This window comes from Metasolibacillus sp. (genome assembly GCF_025291715.1).
In the GTDB taxonomy this organism is placed as follows: domain Bacteria; phylum Bacillota; class Bacilli; order Bacillales_A; family Planococcaceae; genus Metasolibacillus; species Metasolibacillus louembei.
On sequence record NZ_JAMBIZ010000008.1, the window covers coordinates 63,398 to 78,728 of the forward strand.

Below are 15,331 nucleotides of genomic sequence, written 5' to 3' on the forward strand. Positions count from 1 at the left end.
CATATATAATACAATTAAAGTGAATAAATTTTGAATGTAAAGTTGGGAAAGCATTGGCAAAAATTATTGAAAACTTAGCACAAATTCAAGTGAATATAGACCAGGCGAAAGAACGAAGTAATTACGGGCAGCCAGTCCAGATTATTGCTGTTACAAAGGAAGTAGATGTAGCACGTACAGCAGAAGCGATTGATGTAGGCTTGTTACATTTAGGTGAAAACCGTCCAGAAGGATTATTAGTGAAAAGAGAAGCGATACAGCAATTTGCTAATTGGCATTACATCGGCTCATTGCAAACGCGTAAAGTAAAGCAAGTAATTAATGAAATTGATTATTTACATTCACTAGACCGCTTAAGCCTAGCTGAGGAAATTGAAAAGCGAGCACAGCATGTTGTGAAATGCTTTGTGCAAGTAAATGTGTCAGGCGAAGAGTCAAAGCATGGGTTAACTGCTGAAGAAACAATTGATTTTCTGCATAGCTTAGCAAATATGACAAAAATTGAAGTTGTTGGTTTAATGACAATGGCTCCATATTCAGATAATAAAGAGCTGATACGGTCAGTATTTCGCAATTTGAAAAAATTACAGCAGGAAGTTGTGGCATTAAAACTACCATATGCGCCTTGTACAGAACTTTCAATGGGGATGTCTAACGATTACGAAATTGCCGTTGAGGAAGGTGCGACATTTGTAAGAATCGGCACAGCTCTTGTTGGCTAGAAGGAAGGGATAAAATATGAGCATGAAAAATAAAATAAAAAACTTCTTTTATTTAGACGAGGAAGAAGAAATGGAAGTAGCGCAGCAATCAGCGCCCAAAACTTCATATGAGCCGCCGAAGCAACAAGAACAGCCCAAACCAGTCGTTAATAATCGCGTGAAAAAAGAACGTAAAATTCAAGTGCATGAAGAGCCTGCACAAGTACATGCTGTGAATAATGTCGTAAGCTTACAGGCAGCAGTGTCATCAAAAGGCTCAAAGGTGATATTGATTGAGCCACGTGTCTACGCAGAAGCACAGGATATTGCAGAGCATTTGAAAAATAAGCGTGCAACGATTGTCAATTTACAACGTATTGATATTGATCAAGGTAGACGCATTATTGATTTTTTAAGCGGTACAGTATATGCGTTAGGTGGCGATATTCAACGAGTAGGTGTAGATATCTTCTTATGTACACCGGATAATGTTGAGGTTTCAGGAGAGATTTCAAGCTATTTAGAAGATATTTAAAATTAGTGAGGATATAATTTATATGATGATTTTTCAAATTATTAACCAAGTTTTTACAATATACACATTTATGATTATTGGTTATATTTTAATGTCTTGGATACCAGCAGCACAGGATTCAGCAGTAGGTCGTTTTTTAGCAACATTAGTAGAACCTTATTTGGGGATTTTTAGAAAATTCATTCCACCACTAGGGATGATTGATATTTCCCCAATCGTTGCATTGTTTGCATTGCGTTTTATTCAGCAAGGAGTTATTACTGTCGCAAGCTATATCGTATTTTAAACATTTGCCTCCTTTTAGGGGGCTTTTATTATATTTACTGACAAATGGAGAGAAAAGATGGAACATTTAATTCAGCATTTTCGCAAAGATGAGCAGCCTTTTATTGAACAAGTTGTTGGCTGGCAACGAGAGGTAGAGGATCGCTATGCACCAAAATTGACGGATTTTTTAGATCCGCGTCAACGCTTTATTGTGATGTCAGTTGTTGGACAAGTGGATGAGTTGCAAGTGAAATCAGCAGGCGTGTTTGATACTGCTGAGCGTGAGCGCATGATGATTGCGCCAAGCTATTTTGAGGAAGCAGCAGAAGATTTCCAAATTACAATATTTCGTGTCAATTATCCGGCTAAATTTGTCCAATTAAAGCATCCAGATGTGCTTGGGGCTTTATTGTCACTCGGCATAGATCGCAGTAAATTTGGTGATATTCGCGTAGCAGATAGTACAGCTCAGTTTGCTGTCGCAACAGAAGTAGCAGATTATGTGAGGGCGAATTTAACATCGATTGGTAAAGTAAAGATTCATGTAGAGGAATTAGATGAACAAGCTCCTTTAATTCAAACAGAGGAAGAGTGGGTAGAGCAGCTTGTGCTTATTTCATCGATGAGGCTGGATGTTGTACTTGCTACTGTCTTAAATATGTCACGTCAAAAATCACAAAGCTTAGTAACATCAGGAAGAGTGAAGGTCAATTGGACAGTGCGTGAGCATGTAAGCTTTGAATTACAGGAAGGCGATATCGTATCTGTCAGAGGCTTTGGACGCTTCAAAATACTGATGACGGAAGGACGAACAAAAAAGGATAAAATTCGATTACAAATAGGACGTTTAGAGCAAAAATCATAAATATCGCTGTTTTTTATGAATTTTCGTGTTCATAATCGCATAAAAGCTTTATAATAGATGAAAAGATGATATGGATAAAGGAGTGTCATGTAATGCCGTTATCACCGCTTGATATACATAATAAGGAGTTTACGAGAGGCTTTCGCGGCTATGTGGAAGATGAAGTAAATGAATTTTTAAACCAAATTATTAAAGACTATGAAATTATTTTGCGCGATAAAAAAGAGCTTGAAGAAAAAGTGAAAATGATGTCAGAGCAAATTAGTCATTTCAATACATTAGAGAATACTTTACAAAAATCAATCGTTGTCGCACAGGATGCTGCTGAAGAGCTTCGTCGCAATTCACAAAAGGAAGCGAAGCTAATTGTCAAGGAAGCAGAAAAAAATGCCGACCGTATCGTGAACGATGCTTTAACAAAGGCAAGAAAAATTACGATTGAAATTGACGAACTAAAAAAGCAATCAAAGGTGTTCCGCAACCGTTTCAAAATGCTTGTTGAGGCACAGCTTGATTTACTGAATACGGATGATTGGGAGCATTTACTTGAATATGATGTAGATTTAACAGATATTCAGGAGCAGGTGAAGGTTGTAGAGGACATCGAAAAATAATTTGAGCGTTGCTATAGCGCTTGACGTTTTTTTCTGTTTTTCATATACTGAGGTATATATGCACAATGGCACTTAAGGAAGACAGTATGTTTTAATTGCTGACTAGCGATCTGGGGATAGTGGGAGCTCAGACGAAACAATTAGAGCAGAACATCACTTCTAAGCTAAATTACTGAAAACAAAAATGAGTAAGTAATTTCGTTTGACGCAACGTTACAGCGTTCTAAGAGACACAAACTTTTGTGTAAATTAGGGTGGTACCACGAGTTATAGCTTCTCGTCCCTTTTTGAGGGATGAGAGGCTTTTTTTATTTATCTAAGGAGGGTTTTAAACAAATGGTAGAGTATAAAGACACGTTATTAATGCCGAAAACAGATTTCCCAATGCGTGGAAATTTGCCAGCAAATGAGCCGAAAATGCAAGAAAAATGGAATGAACAAAATATTTATCAGCTTGTTGCTGAGCGTACGAAGGATCGACCACATTACGTATTGCATGATGGACCTCCATATGCGAACGGCGACATCCATATTGGTCATGCGTTAAATAAAGTGTTAAAGGATATGATCGTACGTCATCGTTCAATGACTGGTTATCACGCGCCATATGTACCTGGCTGGGATACGCACGGTTTACCAATTGAACAAGCATTAACAAATAAAGGTGTAAAACGTAAAGAAATGTCGGTAGCTGAATTCCGTAAGCTTTGTGAGGAATATGCCTATGAGCAAATCGCTAATCAACGTGAACAATTTAAGCGTTTAGGTGTGCGTGGCGATTGGGAAAATCCATATATCACATTAAAGCCTGAATTTGAAGCACGTCAAATTGAAGTGTTCGGTAAAATGGCGGAAAAAGGCTATATTTATAAAGGCTTAAAGCCAGTTTATTGGTCACCATCATCTGAATCAGCATTAGCGGAAGCAGAAATCGAATATAAAGATGTCAAATCTGCATCGATTTATGTAAGCTTTGCGATTAAAGATGCAAAAGGTGTTGTGCCAGCAGATGCGAAATTTATTATTTGGACAACAACGCCTTGGACATTACCAGCAAACCTTGGTATTACAGTAAACCCAGAATTAACATACGTTGTTGTCGCAGTAGCTGACAATAAATTTATTATCGCAAAAGATTTACTTGAAACAATCGCACAAGAATTAGCATGGGAAAGCTATGAAATTGTGCAGGAGCTACAAGGTGAAGCATTAGACCGTGTTGTAGCAGCACATCCATTCTACGACCGTGATTCACTTGTGATGCTTGGCGACCACGTTACAGCAGATGCTGGTACAGGCTGCGTTCATACTGCACCAGGACACGGGGAAGACGACTTTAATGTCGGGAAGTTATATGGCTTAGAGGTGTTATCACCTGTTGATAATCGTGGCTGTTATACGAGCGAAGCACCGGGCTTTGAAGGTCTTTTCTACGATGATGCGAACAAAGTGATTACGGAAAAATTAAAGGAAGTTGGTGCATTAGAAAAGCTTAACTTCTTCACACACTCATACCCACATGACTGGCGTACAAAAAAACCTGTTATTTATCGTGCAACGCCACAATGGTTTGCATCTGTTGAAATGTTCCGTAGTGAATTACTAGATGCTGTCAAAGCAACAGAATTCACACCAGCATGGGGTGAAACACGTTTATATAATATGATTCGTGACCGTGGAGATTGGGTAATTTCCCGTCAGCGTGCATGGGGCGTGCCGATTCCAATTTTCTATGCGGAAAATGGTGAGCCGATTATTACACCAGAAACGATTGCACATATTGCAGCATTGTTCCGTGAGCACGGCTCAAATATTTGGTTCCAAAAAGAAGCGAAGGAACTATTACCAGAAGGCTTTACACATCCAGGTAGCCCGAACGGTGAGTTTACGAAAGAAAACGATATTATGGACGTTTGGTTCGATTCAGGCTCGTCACATCAAGGCGTACTAGTAGAGCGTGGTATGCAGTATCCGGCAGACCTTTATTTAGAAGGCTCTGACCAACACCGCGGCTGGTTCAATTCATCGTTAATTACATCTGTTGCAATTAATGGTCATGCACCATATAAAGGCTTATTAACACATGGCTTCGTATTAGATGGCGAAGGACGCAAAATGAGTAAGTCGTTAGGCAATGTTATCATCCCGCAAAAGGTAATGGATCAATATGGTGCAGATATTTTGCGTTTATGGGTGGCGTCTGTTGACTACACAGGTGATGTACGTATTTCAATGGATATGTTAAAGCAAGTATCGGAAGTATATCGTAAAATCCGTAACACATTGCGTTTCTTACATGGTAACGTAGCAGACTTCAATCCAGCGACAGACCGCGTTGCTTATAGTGAGCTACGTGAGATGGATCAATATATGTATATGCGCCTGCAAGACGTATTAAAAACAGTACGTGCGGCTTATGACCGCTACGAGTTTTCAACAGTTTATACAGTTGTCAACAATTTCGTAGCAATAGAGTTATCTTCCTTCTATTTAGATATCGCTAAAGACGTTGTCTATATTGAAGGTGCAGATCAAAAAGATCGTCGTGCAATGCAAACAGTGATGTATGATACGTTAATGACATTGTTAAAAGTATTAACGCCAATTTTACCGCATACGACAGATGAGATGTGGTCTTACTTAGGTCAAGAGGAAGTATCTGTACAATTAACGGACTTCCCAGAAGTTGATGAGCAAGCAAACTTCGAAGAGCTACGCGTAAAATGGACAAAGATTATTGCGGTACGTGATGAAGTGTTAAAAGCATTAGAGGAAGCGCGTAATGCGAAAACAATTGGTAAATCGTTAGAGGCAAAATTAACGGTTTATGCGGATGAAGAAGTAGCAACATTATTGCAAGATGCGAATATCAACTTTGCACAATTATCTATCGTTTCAGCATTTGAAGTAGCTGGCGTGAAAGCAGATGCACCAGCAAATGCTTTAGTTTTAGATAAAACAGCAATTGTTGTGGAAAAAGCAGAAGGTGAAAAATGTGAGCGCTGCTGGACAATTACACCAACTGTTGGCACAAATGATAAGCATGCGACATTATGCGCTCGCTGTGCGGATGTTGTAGAAAAATATTATATTTAACTTAATTCAGCAATGTTTATTGCTGATTCAAATCAAGCCACTGACACAATTACACTGAGGCATAATTGATAAATAATTTTAGCTAAATACCCTGAACTATTTTATGAAATGGAGTAGTTCAGGGTTTTTTAGAGCTTTTTAAGAAGGAAGAGGCAGCAATAAATAATCATAGCAATTTTGTATGAAATGAATTTTGGCTATTACTCATTTATCTATACTAAAGCAGGCAATTAAAGTTTGTTTTTTTTTATATATTATATATAATGCTATATAACTAATCTTTTCATAAATTGATTGTATTTAAGAATTATTTATGACTTAATACTTAAATTTTTATTTTTTTATAAATAAAATAGAATAATTGTCCATAAAATTATATAAAAAGAAGGGGAATGGAATGGAGATTTTTGTTGGTAGACAGCCAATTCTTAATGCTAAAAAAGAAGTTATTGCTTATGAATTATTATATAGAAGTAAAGATTTAAATGAATTTCCTAATATTGATTCTGATACTGCTACAGCAAAAGTGCTAGTGAATACGCTCCTCCTTTTTGGTGCAGAAAAAGTGATGAAGGACAAGCCGGTTTTTGTGAATTTTACTGAGAATTTATTATATAGCTCTATTTTCGATTGGTTAGATCCTACTCAAATAGTAATCGAGATATTGGAAGATATTGCGGTTACAAAAAAGCTGACTGAACGAGCACGAGAGATAAAAGCAAAAGGCTTTCAAATTGCACTAGATGATTTTATTTTAAATGAGCAAATAGAAGAATACGACGAACTATTTCAATTTATCGATTATATTAAAATCGATTTTTTATTGTCCCCTATAGAAGAGCGTTATAAAGTCGAGAAAAAAGTAAAGATGCATTTTCCACATATTCAGTTACTTGCAGAAAAAGTAGAAACATATGATGATTTTCATATTGCTAAAAATTCAGGATATACACTATTCCAAGGTTATTTTTTCGAAAAGCCGCAGACTTTGACTGGCGCGAGTATTCCGTCAAATACAATTCAATATTTAAATACATTAGTATTGTTAAATGACGAAGAGCCGAATGTTCAATTAGTAGCTGAAAGTATAGAAAATGATTTATCGTTAACATATAAACTTTTACAAACAATCAATATTACAACTGCACAATCCAAATCAAAAATTCACTCGGTTAGACAAGCAATTATGATGATTGGTATTCCAAACTTAAGAAAATGGATTTATTTTATAGCAATGAGTGAGCAGCATTTTGGAGACAATGGAGATTTTTACAAGGAGATTATGCGTTCATCTTTATTTAGAGCAAAAGTTTGTGAACTGCTGGCAAAGCGTAATAATAAGAAAAATTCATCAGAATATTTTTTAACAGGTATGTTTTCATTAATTGATACATTATTGAAGAGCAATTTAGAAGATATTATAGAAAAACTTCCTTTATCAAACAATGTCATTCATACGCTTTTAGGCGATCCAACAGATATAACGCCTTATTTACAATTTAGTATTACACTAAGTAAGCTAGAGTGGGATAAGCTTGAGGAAATGGGAGCGCCTTTGGGTTTGGATGCTTATGAAATGGATGAATTGTATAGTGAAGCATCGACTTGGGCTGATAAATTATTATAAAAAGAAACTACATTGAAAGCATTATGCACTTTTCAATGTAGTTTCTTTATCGATATAAGGGCGTGCAAAAACCCTCGCGTTATTTAAACGTTTCATTATAATTAGTAGCTTGTCGTAATGCTCGTTCCTCAATTGGAATACGAACAAAGAGCATGACTATATTTAATATAGTAAAAAGAAATGCAGTGAAGTAAGCTTGGAACATGAAAGGCAGCAGGAAAAGCTCTAGGCTAACAACAAGATAATTAGGATGACGTAAAAAGCGATAAGGCCCTTTGCGCACAACGTTAGCATTTGGCAAAATCAAAATTTTAGTATTCCAAAAGCGACCTAAGGAATGGATACACCATATACGTACAGCTTGCACGAGCAGAAACAGCAATAGCAATATCGGGAAAAAGGAAGATAGCGATGCTTTTTTGAACGTTATTTCTAGCAGCAGAACTATAAAAAAGCTGCTATGCAATGCAAGCATAGATGGATAATGTGATGTCCCAACCTCATAGGCTCCTTGTGCACGAAGCCAACGCTCATTGCGCTGGGCAATAAACAGCTCTGCTAAGCGTTGTAAAATAATAATTCCTATAAATAAATAAGACACCTTTATGCCCCCCATTTCACTAAGACAGCTTCCCCACAAAAGCCAGGACCTAAGGCAACGAGTAAGCCGAATGCATCAGACGTCCTATTTTGTAGCATAAATTGCTCAAGAACATACAGCACAGTAGGTGATGACATATTGCCATATTGCTGCAAAATAGTGCGAGCAATAGCGGTGTGCTCGACTGTTAATGTTAGTGCTTTTTCATAAGCCTCCAGCACTTTTTTTCCACCTGGATGGGCAATAAAATAAGAAATATCCCTTGCGGTTAAATATTGCTCCTCTAAAAACGCTATAATAAATGGATGAAGCCAGCTATCGATAATTGCTGGAATGCTTTTTTGAAAAATTACGTGTAAGCCACTATTTTGTATATCCCATCCCATTACATTTTCAGAATTAGGTAATAGTTTTGAAGCGCTATGAAGGATATGTGGCACAGCGCCCTGTAATTCCACATTTGCTCGGTCTCCGCATATAAGGACAGCTGCGGCCCCATCTGCAAATAGCGATGCGCCAACAATATTGCTTTTACGTACATCCTCTGTTTGGAAGGTTAAGCTACAAAGCTCTACGCAAACGACAAGCACTTTCGCTGTAGGATATGCTTGACAAAAATCGAATGCTCGACTAATTCCTGCGGCCCCACCTGCACAGCCAAGCCCCCAAAGAGGGGTACGCTTTACTCGATCAGAAAAAGGCAATATATTCATAACACGTGCATCAATGCTTGGTGTAGCTAGCCCAGTTGTGCTAACAAAAATGATGGCATCAATATCAATTGGATCAATAGGTGAAGCAAGAAAATCTGTATTTGTTAGACAGTGTTGAATAACTTCAACACTATATTGTGTAGCTAGCTCCACATACAATTGATTGCGCTCGGCAAATGTGTGTGGAATGCGATGCCATTCAGCAGGAACGCAAAGCTGCCGATTTTCAATGCCGCCGTTATCAAAAACTTGCAATAGCCTTTCAAGTCGAGGCATCTGTTTGTGAAAAAGGTCCTTTGTTAATTGTTGTGCATGCTGCTGTGTCAATGTATGTGCCATTTTATATGTACTAATTGAACAAATTTTAGGCATGTAAATTTTCCCTCCAATTCAAGTATGATGTAATGTATGCAACATGGAGCGGACAACATGCCTACCCGTTATAAAAGATAATATTATTCGTCTTACACAGTCTGTGGTAAAATGTATAGCATACTGTGTAAACGGAGGCGGCGTTTGTGAAGAAGTATTATGGAATAGCTATACTTGCTATTTTATTGGATCAAATTACAAAATGGATGATTGTTAAAAATATGGAACTTGGTGAGCGTATTGCGATTTGGGATCCTTGGCTCGGCTTATTATCACATCGCAATCGTGGAGCAGCATGGGGGATGCTACAAGGACAAATGTGGTTATTCACAATTGTAACAATTGGTGTGATTGTGGCGATTCTTTATTTTTTCTATACAGAGGCAAAAGGCAAGCCGTTGCTACAAGCAAGCTTAATGCTACTACTTGGTGGGGCTGTAGGGAATTTTATCGACCGCTTATTTAGAGGAGAAGTTGTCGATTTTGTCGATGTGCTTATTCCTATTATCAATTATGAATTCCCGATTTTTAACGTAGCGGATGCTGCATTGTCGATTGCAGTTGTTATGCTATTAATCGCAGTAATTTTAGATGAACGACAACAAAAGAAAAAGGTGAAACAATGACAGTAGTCACATATACAATTGAAGTAGAACAAGTAGGCGAGCGTATTGATAAAGCGTTAGCAAGCTTACAAGGAGAATGGTCACGTACGCAAATTAACAACTGGGTAACGGATGGCATTATAAAAGTAAATGGTACAGCAGTGAAGGCGAAATACAAAGTAAAAGAGGGCGATGTCATCGAAGTGGACGTGCCTGAGCCAGAAACGTTAGAGGTAATTGCGGAAGAGCTAGATTTAAATATCATTTATGAGGATGCGGATGTTGTCGTTGTGAACAAACCAAAGGGAATGGTTGTTCATCCAGCACCAGGTCATACGACAGGTACATTAGTAAATGGCTTAATGCATCATTGCAAAGATTTATCGGGCATTAATGGCATATTACGTCCAGGTATCGTCCATCGCATTGATAAAGATACATCAGGCTTATTAATGGTTGCGAAAAATGATGTTGCACATGAATCGTTAGTGAATCAGCTTGTAGAAAAATCAGTAACACGTAAATATACGGCTTTAGTGCATGGACATATAGCGCATGATAAAGGAACGATTGATGCACCGATTGGGCGCGATACGAAAGATCGTCAAAAGCAAGCCGTTGTTGATAATGGTAAGCATGCTGTAACGCATTTCCAAGTCATTGAACGCTTCGGTGATTATACATTAGTAGAATGTCGCTTAGAAACAGGACGTACACATCAAATTCGTGTGCATATGCAGTACATCGGTTTTCCATTAGTAGGTGATCCTAAATATGGACCGAAAAAAACGCTGGATTTTGGTGGACAAGTGTTGCATGCAGGCATTTTAGGCTTTATTCATCCTGCTACAGGTGAATATTTAGAGTTTTCGACGCCATTACCTGAGGATTTTGAGCAGCTGCTTACAGAGTTACGTCAATAGCTATTGACAGTGAACAAGCATAGTATTATAATAAACAGCAGTAAAAATAAATATTGCACCTTTAATGGCAGTCCAGAGAGGCTGAGAAGGTAACTTGTGAAGTGTAGGGGATTTTTGTGCGCAAAATTCTTACTACATGCTATTTCAACATGGAATTTTCAAACCTCTCAAGCAACTGCTTGGGAGGTTTTTTGCATACTGAGAAAGGGGATCACAAATGTCAAACATTAATGTTTTACTTGATAGTGCTTCAATGAATCGTGCTTTAACACGCATTGCACATGAAATCATTGAGCACAACAAAGGGATTGACCAATGTATTTTAGTAGGGATTAAAACACGCGGTGCTTTTTTAGCAAAACGGTTAGCAGAGCGCATTGAAAAAATCGAAGGCAAGCCGATTCGTACAGGGGAGCTTGATATCACATTATATCGAGATGATTTAACAACAAAGCAGGATGAGGCAAGAGTACAGCAAGTTGCAATTGATTACCAAGTAAGCGAGCAAAAAATCGTGCTAGTGGATGATGTGCTGTACACAGGACGTACAGTGCGTGCGGCACTTGATGCGGTTATGGATTTAGGAAGACCCGCACAAATTCAGCTAGCGGTTTTAGTAGATCGAGGACACCGAGAGCTCCCAATTCGTGCTGACTATGTCGGAAAAAATATCCCGACATCCGGACAAGAACGCATTGTTGTTAGCTTGACAGAAGTGGACGGGCTAGATCAAGTAAGTATTCATAAAGTGAACCTTCAATCAGTGGGAAGTAATTTCCCTCCTACTGATTGTTAGTTTCACCAATCGGGTTTTTACAGGCTGTTGAATTCCAGATTTCAATATTTTAGTCTGATCTAATGATTGGAAGTGGGGTCTGTGTTATCCGTCATAGAAGTACAGCCTGTTAATACGGGATAAAAATTAGGAGGAGCGATATGTCGAAGCCGCTATTAGATATTCATGAAAAGCCATCGGGCATTCAGTTAGTGACATTGAGCTTCCAGCATATGTTTGCGATGTTTGGCTCAACGATTTTAGTGCCAAAGCTAGTTGGTTTAAGCCCAGCAATCGCCTTATTAACAAGCGGAATTGCTACAATCGTCTTTCTATTAATTACACAGTTTAAAGTACCTGCTTATTTAGGCTCTTCGTTTGCTTTTATCGCACCAATCTTGATTGCGGCAGGCGGACTAAAAAATGGTGAGAGTGTCAGCCCTGGAAATGCGATGATAGGAGCAATGCTCGTCGGAATTACATATGGGATAGTTTCATTAGTCATATGGAAGACAGGCTATAAGTGGTTGATGAATATTTTACCACCAATCGTGGTAGCACCAGTCATTATGGTTATCGGTTTAGGGTTAGCTGCAACGGCTGTCGATATGGCGATGAACATTACGGTGGAAACGCTTGATACAGCGACAGGTGAAATGGTGAAAGAAACGGTTTACAGCTTTAAGCATTTCACAGTAGCGCTAGTGACATTATTTTCTGCAATTATTTTCACGGTCTACTTCAAAAATATTTTAAGTGCAATGCCTGTTTTACTCGGCATCATTATCGGCTATCTATACGCGGTGATTCTTGGACTTGTCGATTTTACAGCAGTAGGTGAGGCAAAATGGTTTGCGCTACCAGACTTTTTAATACCAGGTGTCCATTATGAATTTACGATTACCTCGACAATCTTTTGGGCGATGGTGCCAATCGTTATCGTAACATTGTCAGAGCATATCGGGCATCAGCTTGTGTTAGGGAAAGTAGTCAATCGCAATTATGTTAAAGACCCTGGTTTACATCGTTCGATACTAGGGGACGGGATAGGCACATTTTTGAGTGCCTTAATCGGTGGACCACCGAAAACAACGTACGGTGAAAATATCGGAGTTCTTGCGATTACACGGGTCTACTCAGTGTATGTCACAAAGCGATGGCATTGATTGAAACAATTCCAACAGCGGTATTAGGTGGCATTTCGATTTTATTATTTGGGATTATTGCATCAAGCGGCTTGCGCATGCTTGTTGAAAATAATATTGATTTTGGCAACAACCGCAACCTAGTCATTTCATCTGTTATTTTAGTCATCGGTATCGGTGGCGCAGCATTTCACTTTACAGATGCCTTTAAAGTAGAAGGAATGGCATTAGCAGCAATTGTTGGGGTTTTATTAAATCTACTATTACCAGGGCGCGAAAAAGAGGTTGCAAATTTAGACGAAGAGTAAAAAGCACATTGTAAATGGAGGCATTCAAATGAAAAATTTATTATCCATGGAGCATTTAACAAATGAAGAAATTTTACACATATTAGAGCGAGCGAAAGCTTTTGAAAATGGTGAAGAGCCACAGTTAGCACGCTCCTACAATGTCGCTAATTTATTTTTTGAGCCAAGCACAAGAACGAAAACAAGCTTCGAGATGGCGGAGCGACGCATAGGCTGTACAGTCATTCCGTTTGATGCGGAATTTTCAAGTGCATTAAAGGGTGAAACGATGTACGATACAGTAAAGACGCTTGAAATGATTGGGTTAGATGCAGTCGTAATTCGTGCAAAGGAAGATGAATATTACAATGAGCTGCTAGAAGGCATTCATTGCGCTGTGATTAATGCAGGAGATGGTGCAGGACAGCATCCATCGCAAAGCTTGCTTGATTTATACACAATTCAGAAGGAATTTGGCACATTCGAAAACTTAAATATTACGATTGTTGGAGATATTTCTCATAGTCGTGTAGCAAAATCGAATGCAGCTGCGTTAGTAAAGCTAGGAGCGAACGTTCACTTTCTGTGTCCAGAAGAATGGGCAGGGCAATTTGAGGCGCATCATTCATGGGACGAGCTAATCCATGATAGCGATGTGATTATGCTATTGCGCATTCAGCATGAACGTCATTCAGTAAGCAAAAGCTTCTCAAAAGAAAGCTATCATGAGCAATATGGTTTAACAGTAGCGCGTGAGAAGCAAATGAAGGATGGAGCAATCATTATGCACCCTGCGCCGGTGAATCGCGATGTGGAAATCGCAGATGAGCTAGTGGAATGTGAGCGTTCGCGTATTTTCCAGCAAGTACGTAACGGCGTTTTTGCACGTATGGCAATTTTAGAAACAATTTTGAAGGGGAGAGAATAATATGACAACATTTATCTACAACATCAAAATGGTGAACGAAGCAAGCGAGCTAATAACGACAAGTATTACAATTGAAGAAGGCAAAATTACAGCAATCGGTGACGAACAGCCAGCAGATGCACAAGTGATTGATGGGCAAGGCAATTTAGTGGCACCAGGCTTCGTTGATGTACATACACATTTACGTGAGCCAGGCTTTGAGCATAAAGAAACGATTGCAACAGGTACGGCATCTGCAGCCAAAGGTGGTTTTACGACAATTTGCGCAATGCCAAATACGAAGCCAGTGCCTGACTCAATTGAAAACATGCAATTGATTAATGGCTTAATTAAAGAGAGTGCTGTTATTCGCGTATTGCCATACGGCTCATTAACAAAAGATATTTCAGGTGAAGTACGTACAAATATGGAGGAGCTAAAAGCACAGGGCGCAGTGGCCTTTTCAGATGATGGTGTCGGCATTCAACTAGCAGCAACAATGTATGAACAAATGAAGGAAGCGGCTCGCATTGATGCGGTTGTAGTTGCACACTGTGAGGATAACTCACTAATTTATGACGGCGTGATGCATGAGGGTAAACGCAATAAAGAGCTTGGCTTGCCAGGAATTCCGTCAATTTGTGAATCGGTACAAATCGCACGTGACGTATTATTAGCGGAAGCGGCAGGCGCTCGCTATCACGTTTGTCACGTATCGACAAAGGAATCTGTACGTGCAGTACGCGATGCAAAAGCGGCAGGTATTCGCGTGACAGCAGAGGTTTGTCCACACCATTTACTGCTTGAGGAAATGGACATCCCTTCAGATGATGCGAACTGGAAAATGAACCCACCATTACGTGCAACAGAAGATAAAGATTCTTTACATGCGGCATTGTTAGACGGCACGATTGATTGTATTGCAACAGACCATGCACCACATACAGTAGAGGAAAAATGCTGTGGTATGGTAGGCGCGCCATTCGGTATCGTTGGCTTTGAAACAGCATTTCCGCTTTTATATACAAGCTTTGTAGAAACAGGAAAATGGACATTAAAGCAATTAATTGATTGGATGACAGTGAAGCCTGCTCAAATTTTTGATTTACCATACGGTACATTAACAGTAGGTGCGTCAGCAGACTTAACAATCATTGACTTAAACAAAGAGCAAACAGTTGATGCAGAAGGATTTGTTTCAAAAGGTCGCAACACGCCATTTAACGGTTGGGTAGCAAAAGGCTGGCCGGTATTAACGATGGTAGAAGGTAAAATCGCATTCGAGGAGGCACAATAAG

General features: G+C 38.9%; 14 protein-coding genes, 1 pseudogene and 1 other annotated feature. Of the genes and pseudogenes, 13 read left to right on the forward strand and 2 right to left on the reverse strand.

Annotated features, from left to right (window positions below; genetic code table 11):
- The first annotated feature begins 53 nt into the window (after positions 1-53).
- The 7 genes from M3Z76_RS07540 to M3Z76_RS07570 all read left to right on the forward strand — a co-directional run bounded on the left by M3Z76_RS07540 (position 54) and on the right by M3Z76_RS07570 (position 7,705).
- Positions 54-722: a YggS family pyridoxal phosphate-dependent enzyme gene (locus tag M3Z76_RS07540; protein WP_293922067.1), complete on the forward strand. Its 669-nt coding sequence runs from the start codon at positions 54-56 to the stop codon at positions 720-722.
- A gap of 16 nt (positions 723-738) precedes the next feature.
- On the forward strand, positions 739-1,236 hold the full coding sequence (locus M3Z76_RS07545; protein WP_293922065.1) for a cell division protein SepF: 498 nt from the start codon (positions 739-741) through the stop codon (positions 1,234-1,236).
- Positions 1,237-1,258: 22 nt separating this feature from the next.
- Positions 1,259-1,522, forward strand: coding sequence for a YggT family protein (locus M3Z76_RS07550; RefSeq protein ID WP_293922063.1), 264 nt, complete (start codon positions 1,259-1,261; stop codon positions 1,520-1,522).
- A gap of 57 nt (positions 1,523-1,579) precedes the next feature.
- The gene (locus M3Z76_RS07555) at positions 1,580-2,368 is read left to right on the forward strand and encodes a YlmH family RNA-binding protein (protein WP_293922061.1); all 789 of its coding nucleotides are present in this window, start codon (positions 1,580-1,582) and stop codon (positions 2,366-2,368) included.
- A gap of 92 nt (positions 2,369-2,460) precedes the next feature.
- A complete protein-coding gene (locus tag M3Z76_RS07560; RefSeq protein ID WP_293922059.1) occupies positions 2,461-2,982 on the forward strand; it encodes a DivIVA domain-containing protein in 522 nt (173 codons plus the stop codon).
- 62 nt (positions 2,983-3,044) lie between these two features.
- Positions 3,045-3,270: a binding site (T-box leader), on the forward strand.
- A gap of 48 nt (positions 3,271-3,318) precedes the next feature.
- Positions 3,319-6,078: an isoleucine--tRNA ligase gene (gene ileS, locus M3Z76_RS07565; protein ID WP_293922058.1), complete on the forward strand. Its 2,760-nt coding sequence runs from the start codon at positions 3,319-3,321 to the stop codon at positions 6,076-6,078.
- Between the two features lie 397 nt (positions 6,079-6,475).
- Positions 6,476-7,705, forward strand: coding sequence for an EAL and HDOD domain-containing protein (locus M3Z76_RS07570; protein ID WP_293922056.1), 1,230 nt, complete (start codon positions 6,476-6,478; stop codon positions 7,703-7,705).
- A 79-nt stretch (positions 7,706-7,784) separates the two neighbouring features.
- On the opposite strand, the gene M3Z76_RS07575 is transcribed toward M3Z76_RS07570, so the two are convergent.
- The gene (locus M3Z76_RS07575; RefSeq protein WP_293922055.1) at positions 7,785-8,321 is read right to left on the reverse strand and encodes an isoprenylcysteine carboxyl methyltransferase family protein; all 537 of its coding nucleotides are present in this window, start codon (positions 8,319-8,321) and stop codon (positions 7,785-7,787) included.
- Positions 8,309-9,391: a type III polyketide synthase gene (locus tag M3Z76_RS07580; protein ID WP_293922054.1), complete on the reverse strand. Its 1,083-nt coding sequence runs from the start codon at positions 9,389-9,391 to the stop codon at positions 8,309-8,311. The genes M3Z76_RS07575 and M3Z76_RS07580 overlap by 13 nt, the downstream gene beginning before the upstream one ends.
- Before the next feature lie 146 nt (positions 9,392-9,537).
- Between M3Z76_RS07580 and lspA the strand changes: the two genes are divergently transcribed.
- From lspA to M3Z76_RS07610, 6 genes and pseudogenes are all read left to right on the forward strand, one after another.
- The gene (gene lspA, locus M3Z76_RS07585) at positions 9,538-10,017 is read left to right on the forward strand and encodes a signal peptidase II (RefSeq protein ID WP_293922052.1); all 480 of its coding nucleotides are present in this window, start codon (positions 9,538-9,540) and stop codon (positions 10,015-10,017) included.
- A complete protein-coding gene (locus M3Z76_RS07590; RefSeq protein ID WP_293922050.1) occupies positions 10,014-10,919 on the forward strand; it encodes an RluA family pseudouridine synthase in 906 nt (301 codons plus the stop codon). Before lspA ends, M3Z76_RS07590 begins: the two co-directional genes overlap by 4 nt.
- A 217-nt stretch (positions 10,920-11,136) precedes the next feature.
- Positions 11,137-11,715, forward strand: coding sequence for a bifunctional pyr operon transcriptional regulator/uracil phosphoribosyltransferase PyrR (gene pyrR, locus M3Z76_RS07595; RefSeq protein ID WP_293922049.1), 579 nt, complete (start codon positions 11,137-11,139; stop codon positions 11,713-11,715).
- Between the two features lie 221 nt (positions 11,716-11,936).
- Positions 11,937-13,147: pseudogene (locus M3Z76_RS07600) on the forward strand (uracil-xanthine permease family protein).
- Positions 13,148-13,175: 28 nt separating this feature from the next.
- On the forward strand, positions 13,176-14,054 hold the full coding sequence (locus M3Z76_RS07605) for an aspartate carbamoyltransferase catalytic subunit (protein ID WP_293922048.1): 879 nt from the start codon (positions 13,176-13,178) through the stop codon (positions 14,052-14,054).
- Position 14,055: 1 nt separating this feature from the next.
- Positions 14,056-15,330: a dihydroorotase gene (locus M3Z76_RS07610; RefSeq protein ID WP_293922046.1), complete on the forward strand. Its 1,275-nt coding sequence runs from the start codon at positions 14,056-14,058 to the stop codon at positions 15,328-15,330.
- Position 15,331 lies beyond the last annotated feature (1 nt).

Coding starts and splice junctions, on each gene's coding strand:
- M3Z76_RS07545 (WP_293922065.1), top strand. CDS start 739: ATGAGCATGAAAAATAAAATAAAAAACTTCTTTTATTTAGACGAGGAA.
- M3Z76_RS07550 (WP_293922063.1), top strand. CDS start 1,259: ATGATGATTTTTCAAATTATTAACCAAGTTTTTACAATATACACATTT.
- M3Z76_RS07555 (WP_293922061.1), top strand. CDS start 1,580: ATGGAACATTTAATTCAGCATTTTCGCAAAGATGAGCAGCCTTTTATT.
- M3Z76_RS07560 (WP_293922059.1), top strand. CDS start 2,461: ATGCCGTTATCACCGCTTGATATACATAATAAGGAGTTTACGAGAGGC.
- ileS (WP_293922058.1), top strand. CDS start 3,319: ATGGTAGAGTATAAAGACACGTTATTAATGCCGAAAACAGATTTCCCA.
- M3Z76_RS07570 (WP_293922056.1), top strand. CDS start 6,476: ATGGAGATTTTTGTTGGTAGACAGCCAATTCTTAATGCTAAAAAAGAA.
- M3Z76_RS07575 (WP_293922055.1), bottom strand. CDS start 8,321: ATGGGGGGCATAAAGGTGTCTTATTTATTTATAGGAATTATTATTTTA.
- M3Z76_RS07580 (WP_293922054.1), bottom strand. CDS start 9,391: ATGCCTAAAATTTGTTCAATTAGTACATATAAAATGGCACATACATTG.
- M3Z76_RS07590 (WP_293922050.1), top strand. CDS start 10,014: ATGACAGTAGTCACATATACAATTGAAGTAGAACAAGTAGGCGAGCGT.
- pyrR (WP_293922049.1), top strand. CDS start 11,137: ATGTCAAACATTAATGTTTTACTTGATAGTGCTTCAATGAATCGTGCT.
- M3Z76_RS07605 (WP_293922048.1), top strand. CDS start 13,176: ATGAAAAATTTATTATCCATGGAGCATTTAACAAATGAAGAAATTTTA.
- M3Z76_RS07610 (WP_293922046.1), top strand. CDS start 14,056: ATGACAACATTTATCTACAACATCAAAATGGTGAACGAAGCAAGCGAG.